This window comes from Companilactobacillus mindensis DSM 14500 (genome assembly GCF_001434275.1).
GTDB lineage: Bacteria > Bacillota > Bacilli > Lactobacillales > Lactobacillaceae > Companilactobacillus > Companilactobacillus mindensis.
Genome location: NZ_AZEZ01000076.1, coordinates 1 through 14,806, shown reverse-complemented (window position 1 = coordinate 14,806; position 14,806 = coordinate 1). Strand labels below are relative to the sequence as shown.

Sequence of the window (14,806 nt, the reverse complement as noted above, 5' to 3'; positions counted from 1 at the left end):
CCTCACCTTTGATTATTTTTTGTAAGTATTAACAAGGTTATAACTACCATTTGGTGTAATTGTGTAGTTCTTAACGTTGGTTCTAGTTAAGTTAGCTTGACTGGATTGATACAAAGGAATTGCTCCTTGTTCTTCAGTTAAGATCTTAGTTGCTTGTAACATATCTTGCCATCTAGCGTTTTCATCGTTGGCATCGGTAGTACTTGATTTTTCAATCAAATTATCAAATTCTTTGTTTGACCACTTACCATTATTTTGAGGATTACCAGTTGTGAATAGACCTAAGAATGTGTATGGGTCAGGGTAATCGGCATTCCAGGCAGTGACAACCATGTCGAATTGACCGGATGAAGATTTGTCCAAACGTGACTTAAATGGAACGTTTGATAAAGTAACCTTGATACCAGGGAGATTCTTTTCCATTTCCCCTTGTAAGTATTCATTTTGCTTCTTAGAACCATCGGAATCATCACCTAGAAGGGTGAAGTTCAAGTTCTTTTGACCAGTTTCAGCCAATCCTTCTTTCCAAAGTTTAGTTGCTTCGGTTGGATTGTATTCAGAATATTTATTAGCAGAATCTAAAGCCTTTTCCTTAGTGAAATCGACCTTAGTCTTAGGATTGTAAGACATTGATGCAGGTACGATCGTGTCATCAACACTACCAGTCTTACCAAGTACGTTGTTGGCTAATTGATCACGATTGATTGACATTGAAATAGCTTGTCTGATCTTTTTGTTTTGGAAGAATTTGTATTTCTTTTGGTTAAGTTCGATATAGAATGTAGCGGCTTGCTTATCAATTGAGAAAGTCTTGTAGTTGGCAACTTGACGAGCAGTATCACCACTGATTTTTTCTAGACGGTTGATACGGTTAGCATCGTAAAGGTTAAGACCAGTGTTGGCATCCTTAACAACGTAGTATTCAACTTTGTGCAACTTAACTGCTTTGGCATTCCAGTACTTGTCGTTCTTAACTTCAGTCCAACTGTTGTTGGAAACAGTCCAATTAACAAGTTTGAAAGGTCCGTTGAAGACCATGCCCTTACTCTTTAGACCATATTGCTTACCAGCTTTTTCTACTGCTGGTTTGTATTGAGGATAGAATGTTGAACTGGCCATCAAAGTGTTGAAATATGGGATAGGATCTTCAAGAGTAACTTGAAGTTTGTATTTACCTAAAGCTTTAATTCCCAAAGAATCTACTGGTTTTTTACCTGTACTGATCTTGTCAGCGTTTAAAATACCTTCATAAATGTAGGCATATTGTGAGGCTGTCTTTGGATCAACAGTTCTGCGCCATGCGTAAACGAAATCGTTAGCTGTAACGGGCTTACCATTTGACCATTTAGTGTGTTTCAATTCAAATGTGTAAGTTTTACCGCCGTTAGTAGGTTTAACGACTTTTTTGGCTATAGCAGGTTTTAAAGTTTTACCATCAAAACGGTAAAGACCTTCCATAGTGTTAGTAATATTTTGAGCACCGATAACATCAGTGTTCATTGATGAATCCATTGTAGCAATGACATCACTAGAACTGATTGACAGTGTGTTCTTATCATCTTTTTCAGTTGAAGAACCACAGCCACTTAGAACTAATGCAAATAGAAATATCGGTAACAATGCAAGTAAATATTTCTTAAATTTCATTGTTCATCCTCCCTAAATAATTATTCTTAGAATACACTAATGAATATTAAAAGTGAATACCCTTAATTAGAAAAATTCTAATGTTTATAAAATAATAATACAAATAGGGACAAATTGCAAAGAAAAACAGAGATATCTGTTTAATTAGACATCTCTGTTTGGATATATTTATTAAATTTTTCTAATTCGTTAGGACTTAGATTAGCCGTAATCAAGGAACCATCATTTGTGAACTCTTTTTTGATCACTTGCGAATTACGTAAAATTTCTTCCGCAACTTTTTGTTCGTTGTAAGGAATCAATAAAGTGGTCTCTTTAAAATTATTGAAGACTTTTATTTTGATCAAGTCGACTAATTTTTCAATTGAATCTTTGTCGATAGCGGAGTAGTAAATATTGTCGCCTTCGATAGTAGGGAATTGTTGGCCTGGTTTCAAGTCAGCTTTATTAAAAGCGTAAATCATCGGTTTGTCGACAACACCGACTTCCTTCAGGGTCTTTTCGGTAACTTCGATCATGTTACGCCAATGTTCATCGGAAACATCAATTACTTGAATTAGTAGGTCAGCGTTTTGAGCTTCTTGCAAAGTCGTCTTGAATGATTCAACCAAATTGTGAGGTAACTTGCTGACAAATCCAACGGTATCAGATAGTAGGAAACTTGAATTATCCGCCAGATCAATTCTTCTAACACTGGTATCAAGAGTAGCGAAGAGCATATTCTTTTCGAAAACCTTGCGGTCTTGAGAATCTTCTTTGTTGAAATTCAAGATACCATTCATTGTCGTTGACTTCCCAGCGTTAGTGTAACCAACTAATGAAACTAATGGTAGAGAAGTATTGGTACGACGTTTGCTTTGAACATCGACAGTTTGATCAACCGTCTTTAACTCATTGCGTAAAGCAGTGATCCGTTTTCTAATTACCCGGCGATCCAATTCTAGTTTTGATTCACCGGCACCACGGTTAGCTAAACCACCGGAAGCAGATTGTTGATCAAGTGGGTTACCTGATGGGTGAATTCTTGGTAGTTGATACTGCATTTTAGCAATTTCAACTTGAAGCTTAGCTTGTTTAGTTTGAGCTCGGTTAGAAAAGACTTGTAGAATCAATTCAGTTCGATCCATGAAACTCAATTTGGTTTCCTTTTCGAGATTTCTAATCTGTGAAGGTGTCAATTCATCGTTTAAAACAATGATTTGAACATCGTCGGCGTTGGCGATTTCTTTGATCTCGGTAACTTTACCAGAACCAAAGTAAGTAGCTCCACTGACGGTATTGGCGTTTTGAATAATAGTATCAGCCACTTCCATATTATTGGCTTCGACTAGGGCGGCGAGTTCTTGCATTGTGTATTCAAAGTCAGGCTGTAGGTGGCTAACTCCGGCAACAATGACACGTGTTTTTTCAAATGTTAATTTTGAATCTTTCATAAATCCTCCTGGTGGCACTCATTACCCCAGGGTAATAATGCCGTTTTATTATTTGTATGAAATGATATTGATCTTTAAGCGCATGATAACAAATACCATCCTTTCATAAATTGAAAAAAATAGAGTAGGAATGACTCGAGTGATTAATTCGCCATTCGCAACTCATTTCAGAATAAATAATAACATGGAAGTGATTGAAACACCATATAATAGGTAGAAAGCGATTTCTTTTCACGCTGAAGATGTAAAAATAGCTGGTTTAAGATGTTTTTGAACGCCTAGAACGAGTAATGATAAAGTTAAGCTATCAAGTAACGGGGAGCTTAATAATGAAAACAAAAGAATTAATGGATCTGATCGATCAAACAGCTCAAGATCCAGAAGTAAAAAAAGACGCTGATTTAGAGCAAGGATTGCTTTTGGCATACAAGGATCTAGCTAATGGCAAGGACATGAAGGGCGTGGCCTTGAAACTGGATAATTCGATATCAATGTACTTAATGACTCACGAATATAAGGCCCCACAAGCTGTTATTGATTTGGTCAAAGCAATGAAAAATGATGCTAACAGTTTTTGGAAAGGAACCGGAATATCGAAACTATTTTGGTAGAAAAAAAGATCGGTCCTACAAAAGTGGATTCCGATCTTCTTCAGTTTTCTTAGGTTTAGGTTTGCGGAACAAAGCTAAGAGAAAGAAAACAATGGCAGAAATAATAAAAATGGCATCAACTAAAATCCAAGTAGATTTTACGGAATGATCGATGAAGATGAGTCCAACGACAAGCATAGTTACGCCGTACCAAAAATTGATTGTTTTATAAAATTGTTTATTCATAGATTAATCTCCAAGTATATCATTTTAAAAATGTATACGTTTTATTATACACCATACAATAAGCTGAAAAAGTGTATCTATTATTCTAAAAATCAGTTATATTAGTTTATGGGTGAAATGACAAATGGAATATTCTAAACAGAAACTATTATTAGCATTATTAGTGAAATTCGAAATTTCGTTTAATAAACAAATCAATGAGTCCGTCGTTAATCAAGAGGTCGGGCAATATTTGAAGACTTCCGTGGATGAACTTGTTCAAAAACAATATTGTGGATCACTTTTCGACAAAAAAATCGAAGAACTTATTTCACGGATCGATTCAGAAAGATTAGATAACAAATTAGTTTTGAATGATTATAGCAGCCGCCTGTGGACCGCTATTTTGGAGATCATCAAGCGGACAACAAGTTTTGAAACAGCTTATTCACTAATTGATATTTTAGGTGAAAAAAATACTTCTCTTAAATTATAAGAGAAGTATTTTTTTTGAGTTATGACTGCCGTCTTCCATGAAATTCGTTCCAGACTAAACAGCTTTTTACTCATTTAGAACTAGAGAGGCGAATTTTTTACGTTGGCTATAAGTCATCTTATCCGTTGATAATAGATCAGCATCGACTTCGAACCAACTGTTGCCGTTGTTACAGTCCCATTGAACGTCAGGCTCTGTGATGAGATTCTCGTGCAGACCGATGGGTTTGAAGATTTCAATTGTTGATCCAATCTTGCGAACTTCTTCATCGGAAACCTTACCATCTAGCCAATCTTTAGCTAATTGTAAAAGCGTTGTTTTTGCCATTGTCGTTACCTCATTTGTTAGGATAAATCTATTATAAATAAGTTAATAGTCGTAATGTGTCATATTAAGATAATGAAAAAAGCGTTGAAATATGCCGCCTTTCGATCAAAAGATGAAAAAGCTGAGGTAGAAGAAGGATACCGCCTTCCGATCAAAAGATGAAAAAGCTGAGGTAGAAGAAGGATACCGCCTTCCGATCAAAAGCTGATTGGGCTGGAACGTAGTGAGCACGACTTGGAGCCAATTTAAAAATTGTCTTCAAGCTCGGCAGTAATCTAAGCCGGCTGAAAAACGCCGACTAAGATTAAACCACTACTGAGCCCACCAGCTTTTGCTCTCCAGGCTAGGGTTTTCGTTGTTTGGTTGGTATGCATATTATTCGAGTAAAAGTTATTAATTATATAAATATAATTTTAAATATAGAAAAGCCGTAATTCCTAAGTTAATTAAGAATTACGGCTTTTCTTGTGTAATTTAAATTTTTATTGATAAATATTCAATACTTAATAAAACTACCTATATTAATATTCCAAGGCCCAAAATACTTAAACCCTCTAGTCTGGAATGGAAGACGGCAGTGAACCGCCGTTATAACGATGGTTTTCTTTCCAATGAACTCAGTTGAGTTGGAGCGGTGATCTTAGGCATGTCACCTTCGACACCATAAGCATGTAAATCTTTAAATAGTTGATTCAATTTTTTGATAGTATCTTTACGGCTGTATACGAAATCACGGCTAATATCCAAATCAATCGTCTCGTCATTTTTCAAAGTGAGTCTGACAACGTGCTGGTTATTGATCAGAGCAACCCCTGAGGAGAATATGCCCATGGAAGTGTTGAAAGGAATCATTGAAGGAGTACTGTAAACCTTATTCAGGTCACCTTTAACGGTTATTTCAGCAATGTCACGTTTCTTGATTGTTGTGAGTCGAGCTGCGGGAGGAACTAGCATGGCCCAGATGCGGTCATTCCAATTGTTAAGATCGGAATATTGAATGCTGTCGTCAGTAGTCCGCCAGTATTTGAATTCTAGGGGCAAATTCATATAGTAATGGACTAGCAAAATGAGTAGGAACCCGGCGATACCAGACAAAACGGTTAGGAATGTGTTGTGAAAAATGTTGAAAAACGATACGACAAGCAGTGCGAATAAGAGACTAACTAGTAATGGTCGGTAATTAACTTTTTTTCCAAATTCGAGCATGAGCTTCGCCTTCTTTAATTAACGTTAATCATACTCTAGCACTGTTTTATGGAAAACGGTTACAAATATCCTGAATGAAGAATATTTTGTCCTGAAACAAATTAAATAGTCGTTAAGTGGATTTTGGAATTCTTGCGGTCAACCACAGGAATATCATCGAGGCTATTGATAAATTGATTCAATTTCTTTATGGTCTCTTTTTTATTGTAGGCATAATCTCTGGAGACGTTTAATTCGATTGATTGACCATCGTTCATTTGGAAAGTTAAAGTGACAGGATTTTTGATTATTGAAATAGCCGGCGTCATGATGGCATAGGGAACGCTGTATGGCAGAGCGAAAGATGCTTGTTCAACTGGTTTTTCTAAACCATCAATGGTGATAGATGTTATATCTTTTATGTGGATCGTAAGTAGTTGATTTTTGAATGGAAACAAGATGGCAAGCAAACGACGTGATAATTTGTGCAAGTCATTATACTGAATATCTTCGGCATCGACTTGCCAATAACTAAAGATCAAAGGCAAGTTTGGCAGATAATAAACGCAAATAATGAATAGAAAAACGGCTGCACCGATTTCCAAGCCAAGATTTGAACTGGCAAATGCGAATGCAACAGTAGGAATGAGTGCAAAGGCTAAGGCAACTAATAGTGGTCTATAAGTAACTTTTTTTCCGAATTTTAACATAATAAAAACCTTCTTTTAGAATGAATTTTATCGGACGTCCAAAATATCTTTACGACTAAAGTATGGTGCGAGGCCGGCTATAAAGCACGCACTTAAAGGTTGCAAATGTGAAGAAAAAAAGATCACCGTTATAACGATGATCTTTAAAGGGGTGCTTGAATGATGTTTTTAAGTTTTTTGGATTTGCCGATAGAGAACTTTCTCGTTGATCCGTCCGCAAAACCAACTTCTCGAATTGAAAAATCGACGTGTTGAATATTTTCCGGATTGATCAGACATGATCGACTGATACGAAATAAGAAGGGATATTTATCCTCAAGTTCGGTCAATTTACCGTAGAATTCAAACTTTCCATTAGTGGATTCCAAATTTAAGCGGTGGGGAATATCGGAAGCCTCAACGAAAATGACTTCTGACTTATCGAGATTATATACTTGCGTACCGACTTCAAACGAGAAGCCTTTCTTTTGAACCGTGCGAGTCTCATCGATGATTTTTTTGGCGTAGTCGAGCGTGTCGTATATTTCTTGGCGATAGTCATCTAAGGGCTGATCCTTGGCAATGAAGTCTAGAGCTGCTACTTTGCGCTTGAGCGTCAGTGGGGCCAACTCGTCGTGAGTCGTTACGAAAATAATTTCGGCTTGAACATCTTTTTGACGGATTATTTCGGCTAATTGAATCCCATCTATGTCGGCTTGCAGATCGATATCTAAAAAATAAATGCCATTTTGCGGTTCGCAGTCGTCTAGATAGTTAACAACTTGTTGTGGCTGACTGGCTTGTAGTTCAACTTTGAAGAGGTCGCTGTGAAAGAGAATATAATTTTCGACTAAAGTGTCTAATTGTTGTAATTGGATGCGATTGTCCTCGCACATAATGATTGGGTACATGAGTTACGCTCCTTTAGTAATTAACGTGATGTGGAATCTGAACCACTTAGTGTTTTTACTGTATTGGATAAAAATATTGGAATACTTCTTCTTTAAATCTTTGATATGCAATAGATCCAAACCGTCGGTTTCTTTTTTTGTAGTCGGAACTTTGGAGACGGTATTGTTGATGATAAAAGCTAATCGCTGATTTTCTTGAGTGATAGCCAGTTGAATTTCGCTGTGTTCTTGGCTTTTCGTATATTCGACGGCATTATCGATGGCTTGATTGAGTAGTTTGACCAAATCAAAAATATTGATGGGCGTTTCAGTCAATTCTTTGCGACAGTGGAAGTGACAAATAATATTGTTTTGATTGATGACGTTCAACTTGTTGATAAAGAGACTTTTGAGATAAGGATTCTTGACGTTATTTAAATCTTTATATAATTCCATGGATAAATTATTGAGATAATCATCAGAATAATTTTCTAGATTATCCAAGGCTTGATTCATGGCATCGTAATCTTGTTCATCGGCAACCGTTTTTAGGCTGAAAAGCAAGTTTTTATAATCGTGTTTAAAGTGACGTAATTTTAATTGGTCTTTTTCCAGCTGATCGGTGTAAATCTTTAGGTTTTTGACTTGTTCCTCAGAAAATTTATCTTGGTAAACACGATCTCTGAGGTGTCGTTGACGAACGAAAATGAAAATAATAAAAATACACTGGATCAAAACAAAAACCAAAATTCCGGTCACCAAATTTATATAAGTTCTGAATTGGCGAACGAACAACATTGTGGCGTACAAAACGATATAAAAGTAGCCTAATAAAACGCTAGTCATTGCTGAATCTTGATATTTGAATTGGCGGTCAAGATTGAAAAATTTGTAAAGATAAATGAATAGAAATGAACCTAAAAATTGGAAGAATAAGATAACTAAAATAAAGTAATACGAATGTATTTCGGAAGAATCAAAGAATGGGGCAAGTAGTCGAGTGGGAATGATCACAGAGAGAAATTTTAACAGGAAGCTTAACAGGACGGTATTGAGCAAATAATAATTGATTTGACGGCCAGTTTGGAAACTTCCATAAATAAGCAAAAGAATTGGCAAGTACGAGTAGCCATGTAAGAGAATGTTCAAAATGACGGAGATAAAATACAGACTGATCATGGTGATCGATTTACGTTGCAAAGAGATGGTGTCTGGTTGATAGATCAAATTCAAAACGTAATAAAAAATCAGCCAGGTGAGAATTATCCGCATGAGAAATGGCCCTGAATTTGCCAATGTTGTGATGCCCCCTAATTATTTGATGATGACGATATTGAGATTGAACCACTTGTCATTTTTACGATATTGAACGAAGAGATTGGGATATTTGCGTTTGATGTCTTGAACATTGACCATTCCCCAACCGGTGTGATGTTGCTTGGTAGTGAAACCTTCTTGCATCATTTCGTTGATATCGGTTTTTTCAGAAGTCGTATTGTTGATGATGATCGACAGTTGAGTAGTTTCTTGGACTAAAGCAATTTGAATTTGCCCGTTCTTTTGGCCTTTGGTAGCTTCGATGGCATTGTCGATCGAGATTCCCAACAATCTAACTAAGTCAAAAATATTGATGGCAATTTCGTTTACCACATCACGACATTCAAAGTGGCAGTCGATTTTATTTTGATTAATCAAGGTTAATTTACTGATCAATAAGCTTTTGAGATAAGGATTCACCACGTTATTGAGATCTTTGAACAATTGCATAGAGATATTGTCGAAGTAACTATTGGAATAATCTTCCAATGTCCCCAAGGAAGTTTTCATTTTGGCGTAATCTTTTGCCTGAGCAATGGAACGTAATTTCTTGATAGTACCTTTATAATTTTGTTCAAAACTGCGTAATTTGATTTGGTCGTGTTCGAGTTGGTCGGTGTACATTTTGAGGTTATTCAACTGTTCCCGAGTTAACTCACGTGTGTAAGTTTCTTTTTGCGTCTGGTTACCCTTTAAAAAGACAATCATGATGAAAGTACATTGAATCAAAATAAAGAGCAAGATACCGGAAATTAAGTCCGAGTAAGCTTTATAGTGTTGAACGATATTCATAAAGGCGTAGATGACGACGAATAAATAACCGATCAACAGACTGAAAAGCGATGATGTTTGGATGTTGAATTTTTCCCCGAGATCGAAGTATTTATAACAAAAAATGAATAATAACGAAATGATCAATTTAATAAAGAAATTACTGCCAACGAAGAGAACACCGCCCAAAATGTTTCCAGTATTGATGTGATAGTTATAGAAGAAAATAATCAAAGTGTTGGCAACGATGCCAATGATGAGTTTTATCAATAAGGTCAAAATAATACTGTTTAATAAATATAAATTTAGTTTTTTTTGACGGTTAAAAATTAAATAAAGAGTCAAAGCAATGATTGGATAGGAAAAGTCGCCGGCAAAAAAATCGGCTAAGTTAGCGATTATCAGCATGATTCCTAATAAACCAAATTTATGAGTCTTATAAATCATTTGGAAGATATAAAAGGTTAGAATCCAGGCCAAAAATTGACCAACAGCGTAGATTCCCAAACCAACAGTAACCATTTTTATCCCCCCAGATTTAAATTGTTTCGATATATTAATTATTACATATATTGAAATAATAAAAAAAGGATGTCATGAAACTAGCAGAATTTTATCTTGAAGTGTCGATTCAAGAATAAAAAAGTCGCGTTTCAAGATATCCTTTCAAAAACTGTTTTAAAGAGGATTACGCTTTAAGTGTTAGAAAACTTATTAGTTGGAGGTATTGAGTTATGAAAAAGAATGCCGAAAAAGTTCAAGAGATGATGGACCTATTGTCCAAAGCATATGCGGATCCTGCAATCAATAAACGTCCTGATTTGAAACAGATGATTTTGAAATGTGCAACGGATCTGCAAAAGAGTGGAGATGTCGATCTTTTGTCATCACGCCTGTGCAAGGAAATCACACTGAAGTATTTAGCAAATAAAACTGATTTTCCTAAGTCAGTTATGGATCTGTATTACTTATCTAAGGGCAAAGAAGCTAAGTATGACGGGATTGCTTTGGCATCCATGCTCGGTGGTACGGTTTGGTTCTAATGATTCAGGAATGAAAAATAGCCATTCAAGATATCTTGAATCTAGTCATCTAGGAAGATGCTATCTTAAAGTCAGGATATTGAAAGGGAGCGTTTAGCATGAAATGGGAAATTCTTATTGGTGTTTTAGCGGTTCTATTTGGAATATATCAAATGGTAAATTCATATAAATATGTCAAAGTGATCCAGCATCACGGTAACAAAACGACGTCTAGTTTTTCTGCTTTGACAGTTTGGTACAGTTTTGCCTTTGGATTAGGAATGTTGATTTTAGGCATATTGGCTATGTTTATGAAGATTTAAGGAGAGATAAGTATGGATATCGAATTAACAAAACAATACATTCACGATTTATATAATGAATTGATGCAACAATCAAATAAAAACTCAGCTTTGTTGGATATTACTGATGTTTTGGTACAAGTTTATTCAAAAATCGATCAAACTAAGAATAAAGAAGCTTTGTTGAACCGAATGGTAAATTATATTTACATCGTAGGATTTAGTAATATCAATTTGTCGAAAAAAGCCGAAAATGATTTGATCGAATTGGGCGATATTGCTAAACGTGCCGGATGGAACGGTATTTATCGTGGAAACTCAGTCGATAAATCGCAATTTTACGGGATGTTTGAAAATATGCCAGTTAGATAAAAGGGGTTGTTGAAGGATGCCGCCTTCCGATCAAAAGCTGATTGGGCTGGAACGTAGTGAGCACGACTTGGAGCCAATTTAAAAATTGTCTTCAAGCTCGGCAGTAATCTAAGCCAGCAAGGTACGCTGACTAAGATTAAACCACTACTGAGCCCATCAGCTTTTGCTCTCCAGGCTAGGGTTTTCGTTGTTTAGTTGGGATATATAATATTTGAGTAAAGATTATTAGTAATATAAATGTAGTTTTAAATATACATATAAGAAGACCGTAATTCCTAAGTTAATTAAGAGTTACGGTCTTTCTTGTGTAATTTAAATTTTTACTGATAAATATTCAATAAAATTGTTGATATTAATATCTAAAAACCCAAAATCCCAAAATCCTTAAACCATCTAGTCTGGAATGGAATTCTGGTGGATGCTCAGCCGTGGAGTCTCTTAGCTGGCGTTTCTCTGCCAGTTAGAGACAGACAAGCTTGAAGACAATTCACAGAATTGGCTCCAAGTTGCTCTCACAGCGTTCCAGCAATCCACCAGAATTTCATGGAAGACGGCAGTGAACAGTAAACAAATAAACAAACAAATACTCAACAACCCTTAATTTAGAGTGTTATCTTTAAATTAAATGAAAGAAGTTGATACGATGAATTTGATTTTTGGACTTGGACTGATTGTAATAGGAATCTTACAAATCAATACGGCTCGAGTGATGAATAATAATATCAAAAAAAACGTTAAAAATCCGCAACCATATGTCTTTGTTGGTGTTTATATATCCTTGATCATAGGTATTATTTTGTTAGTGTGGGGTGCTTGGTTATTGAAGTAACCGTTATATAACGTTGCAACTGATAAGTGCGTGCAAAAATATCGGCTTAGTACTTATAATTTAAGTAGTTAAGAGGGGATGAAACTTATGAATTTGGCCGATAATATTGTTAAATATCGTAGAAAGAATAATTTATCACAAGAACAACTAGCAACAGCTTTGAACATCTCGCGGCAGTCGATTTCCAAATGGGAAACTGGTGAGAATTTGCCAAGTATCGATAATTTGATTTCTTTGAGTGGCTTGTTGGATATTTCTTTGGATGAGTTGATCACTGGGGAGCCGTACTTACATTTTCCATTCAACTATGGCAAGCCGCAGAGCAAGGCAGCCGCAATTATTTTAGGATTCTTTGTCTTGTTGGGTTTGACGGTCGGATTCTTAGGTAGATTTTGGTATGGATTGATAGCAGCACTGCTCATGTATATGGCTATTGTTAACTTTTATCCATTCGATTATAAACGGTATTATAATTACTGGACCTTGGAAAAGACGGGAATCAGATATGTGCCTAATAGTCAAAAGGTTTACGGATTCATTGGTAATATGTACTTGCCACTGTTGGCACTCTTTCGTATGCGTAAGACTGAATTCGTGACGTATAAAGAGATTAAAAAAATTGAAATTAAAGTGGATCTATTTGAATACCAACCTAGTAAATCTTTATCCTTGGGTCCTAATTCGGGGAATGCTGCTCAAATGATAGTGGAACCATTTTACTTTCAAATTACTACTGTGGATGACAAAATGATTTATTTGAATTTGAAGGATTTTTATTGGCACAAAACGCTTGAACGTCAAATGTTGCCAACGATTATCCTCTTTCTAAAACGAAAAAACTTAGAATTTATTGACCAACAAGGTATCACCCAATTGGTTATGGATCGAGATATTAAATTAGTCAATCGTCTTTATGAGTTAAGGGATGAAAAAAATTTGCAAGTACCAAAGCAGTCTTAATTCGATGAAAGCGCTACAATTATATTGATAATAAATCGAAAATCTAAGGATAGTGATTGATATGGATTTGAAATTTGGTAAAAAGATTAATGCGATGCCTTTGGTGATCAGTCTGGTGATTGGTGGAGCCATTGGTTATTGTTTCTTACTATTATTCAATCAAATTGGCGTTAGTATTTTGTTCGGGGTGCTCGGATTTATAGTCAGCGTCATGTTTTACTCGATCAATCTGAATGGAACTCACGGTTATTGGCAAATCACTGATGAAGGAATCAGTTACTATGATTACAGCTCAACGGCAAAAAAGATCAAGGCAATTTTGTTACCTTGGGGATTGAAACCAACGACGATTGATTTTTCAAAAATAAAACTGGCCGCAATCGTTGTGGGTAAAGGAATGACTTTACCGGCAGGTATCGGTCCTGAAGGTGCTATCGATGCAGGGTATTATTTGGTTGACCAAGCAATTGATCGAATGGACAGTATGTACAGTGTAGAATTGCAATTAACTGATCAAAAAACAATTGATTTGGATATTTCTAACGATATGCAAAATGCGATTAAAGTCGATCAGATGATTGAATTGTTGGAAAATAAGACTCAGAATAAAATGAAACTATTCAAACAAAAAGTATAAAAATGAAAGGCACCAGTTCATGATAAATGGGATGGATGCCTTTTTTTGTAGGATTTAAAAAATTGTTTTTTATTTCTGACCAGCCTACACTTTTAATGGAATCCAATCAATTAGGAGTTGATAAAATGGATGTGTACTTTATCCGTAATGGAGAAACATACTTTAACCAACTTGGCAGAATGCAGGGCTGGTCTGATACTCCTCTAACCAAAGCTGGTCACGAAGAAGCTTACAAAATGGGGAGAACTTTAGGCAATCTAGGCGAAGTCGCTCCGACGATTTATAGCAGCGACATGAATAGCTCGATCCAGACGGTCACTGAATTGAACAATGGTATGAAAGCTGCCGGTGGCAAGACGTTTAAAATGGTCACGATGCCCGAATTGCGGGAACAATTTTACGGCAGCTTTGAAGGCCAATCTAAGAAGGAAACATATAAGAAAATTTCTGGCAAGTCGGTTGAAGAAACGCTTCAGGAAATGAATTTTGACGATATGCAGGACAAATTAGCTAAACTTGATCCAACGCATTTGGCGGAAACAAGCAAACAGTTCTGGGATCGGTTCGCTAGTGGTATTGAGAAAATCAAACAAGTAGAGACTAAACCGGTGATAATCGTGACCCACAGTGCCATTTTGACGGCATTGGTCAACATTTATGCACCATTTTTACTTAATCAGATTGAACCTAATAATCTGTCTTTGACTAAGGTTCACTTTGATGGTGATAAGTTTAGTCCTAAGATTGTTTATTACAACGAAACAGTGGAACAAAATATTTAAAATTGTTTATTGGTATGTTGGTGTTGGTTCACTGCCGTCTTCCATGAAATTCTGGTGGACGCTGGAACGCAGTGAGAGCAACTTGGAGCCAATTTAAAAATTGTCTCTAAGCTTGTCTGTCTCTAAACTGGCAAGATACGCCAGCTAAGAGACTACCACGGCTGAGCATCCACCAGAATTCCATTCCAGACTAATGGGTTTAAGTATTTTGGGCTTTTGAGAAATTAATATAGGCAGCTTTCTTTATTAAATATCAGTAAATATGATTTGGTTATGGGTTCACTGCCGTCTTCCATGAAATTCTGGTGGACGCTGGAACGCAGTGAGAGCAA

18 protein-coding genes are annotated in these 14,806 nt (G+C 36.1%); 9 read left to right on the top strand and 9 right to left on the bottom strand.

Annotation, left to right across the window (positions count from 1 at the left end; translation table 11 throughout):
• Positions 1–12: 12 nt before the first annotated feature.
• Positions 13–1,647, bottom strand: coding sequence for a peptide ABC transporter substrate-binding protein (locus tag FD29_RS07040; protein ID WP_057888233.1), 1,635 nt, complete (start codon positions 1,645–1,647; stop codon positions 13–15).
• 140 nt (positions 1,648–1,787) lie between these two features.
• Positions 1,788–3,080 (bottom strand): GTPase HflX, encoded by a 1,293-nt coding sequence (gene hflX, locus FD29_RS07035; RefSeq protein ID WP_057888232.1) that lies wholly within the window; start codon positions 3,078–3,080, stop codon positions 1,788–1,790.
• 329 nt (positions 3,081–3,409) lie between these two features.
• On the opposite strand from hflX, the gene FD29_RS07030 reads away from it, so the two are divergent.
• Positions 3,410–3,691, top strand: coding sequence for a bacteriocin immunity protein (locus FD29_RS07030; RefSeq protein WP_057888231.1), 282 nt, complete (start codon positions 3,410–3,412; stop codon positions 3,689–3,691).
• A 15-nt stretch (positions 3,692–3,706) separates the two neighbouring features.
• Here FD29_RS07030 and FD29_RS07025 read toward each other — a convergent pair whose 3' ends face one another.
• Complete coding sequence (locus FD29_RS07025; RefSeq protein WP_057888230.1) at positions 3,707–3,916, bottom strand: hypothetical protein; 210 nt, start codon at positions 3,914–3,916, stop codon at positions 3,707–3,709.
• A gap of 124 nt (positions 3,917–4,040) precedes the next feature.
• On the opposite strand from FD29_RS07025, the gene FD29_RS07020 reads away from it, so the two are divergent.
• On the top strand, positions 4,041–4,391 hold the full coding sequence (locus FD29_RS07020) for a hypothetical protein (RefSeq protein WP_057888229.1): 351 nt from the start codon (positions 4,041–4,043) through the stop codon (positions 4,389–4,391).
• A gap of 66 nt (positions 4,392–4,457) precedes the next feature.
• Here the strand turns inward: FD29_RS07020 and FD29_RS07015 are convergent, their stop codons facing one another.
• The 6 genes from FD29_RS07015 to FD29_RS06990 form a co-directional block, all read right to left on the bottom strand.
• Positions 4,458–4,718, bottom strand: coding sequence for a hypothetical protein (locus tag FD29_RS07015; RefSeq protein WP_057888228.1), 261 nt, complete (start codon positions 4,716–4,718; stop codon positions 4,458–4,460).
• Positions 4,719–5,306: 588 nt separating this feature from the next.
• On the bottom strand, positions 5,307–5,924 hold the full coding sequence (locus FD29_RS07010; protein ID WP_057888227.1) for a hypothetical protein: 618 nt from the start codon (positions 5,922–5,924) through the stop codon (positions 5,307–5,309).
• A 101-nt stretch (positions 5,925–6,025) separates the two neighbouring features.
• Positions 6,026–6,613 carry a hypothetical protein gene (locus FD29_RS07005; RefSeq protein ID WP_057888226.1) on the bottom strand — a complete coding sequence of 196 codons (588 nt, stop codon included), beginning with the start codon at positions 6,611–6,613 and terminating at the stop codon, positions 6,026–6,028.
• A 143-nt stretch (positions 6,614–6,756) separates the two neighbouring features.
• Positions 6,757–7,503 (bottom strand): response regulator transcription factor, encoded by a 747-nt coding sequence (locus tag FD29_RS07000; RefSeq protein ID WP_057888225.1) that lies wholly within the window; start codon positions 7,501–7,503, stop codon positions 6,757–6,759.
• Positions 7,504–7,506: 3 nt separating this feature from the next.
• The gene (locus FD29_RS06995) at positions 7,507–8,754 is read right to left on the bottom strand and encodes a GHKL domain-containing protein (RefSeq protein ID WP_235804272.1); all 1,248 of its coding nucleotides are present in this window, start codon (positions 8,752–8,754) and stop codon (positions 7,507–7,509) included.
• A 42-nt stretch (positions 8,755–8,796) separates the two neighbouring features.
• Positions 8,797–10,092, bottom strand: coding sequence for a GHKL domain-containing protein (locus tag FD29_RS06990; RefSeq protein WP_057888223.1), 1,296 nt, complete (start codon positions 10,090–10,092; stop codon positions 8,797–8,799).
• A 212-nt stretch (positions 10,093–10,304) separates the two neighbouring features.
• On the opposite strand from FD29_RS06990, the gene FD29_RS06985 reads away from it, so the two are divergent.
• From FD29_RS06985 to FD29_RS06955, 7 genes are all read left to right on the top strand, one after another.
• Positions 10,305–10,613, top strand: a complete 309-nt coding sequence (locus FD29_RS06985) for a bacteriocin immunity protein (protein WP_057888222.1) — start codon at positions 10,305–10,307, stop codon at positions 10,611–10,613.
• Between the two features lie 98 nt (positions 10,614–10,711).
• Positions 10,712–10,915, top strand: coding sequence for a hypothetical protein (locus tag FD29_RS06980; RefSeq protein WP_057888221.1), 204 nt, complete (start codon positions 10,712–10,714; stop codon positions 10,913–10,915).
• A 12-nt stretch (positions 10,916–10,927) separates the two neighbouring features.
• A complete protein-coding gene (locus FD29_RS06975) occupies positions 10,928–11,266 on the top strand; it encodes a bacteriocin immunity protein (RefSeq protein ID WP_057888220.1) in 339 nt (112 codons plus the stop codon).
• Between the two features lie 625 nt (positions 11,267–11,891).
• On the top strand, positions 11,892–12,095 hold the full coding sequence (locus FD29_RS06970) for a hypothetical protein (RefSeq protein ID WP_147008003.1): 204 nt from the start codon (positions 11,892–11,894) through the stop codon (positions 12,093–12,095).
• Between the two features lie 87 nt (positions 12,096–12,182).
• Positions 12,183–13,055, top strand: a complete 873-nt coding sequence (locus FD29_RS11275; RefSeq protein WP_147008001.1) for a helix-turn-helix domain-containing protein — start codon at positions 12,183–12,185, stop codon at positions 13,053–13,055.
• Between the two features lie 61 nt (positions 13,056–13,116).
• On the top strand, positions 13,117–13,692 hold the full coding sequence (locus tag FD29_RS06960) for a hypothetical protein (protein WP_057888218.1): 576 nt from the start codon (positions 13,117–13,119) through the stop codon (positions 13,690–13,692).
• 125 nt (positions 13,693–13,817) lie between these two features.
• Positions 13,818–14,474 (top strand): histidine phosphatase family protein, encoded by a 657-nt coding sequence (locus FD29_RS06955; RefSeq protein ID WP_057888217.1) that lies wholly within the window; start codon positions 13,818–13,820, stop codon positions 14,472–14,474.
• Positions 14,475–14,806 lie beyond the last annotated feature (332 nt).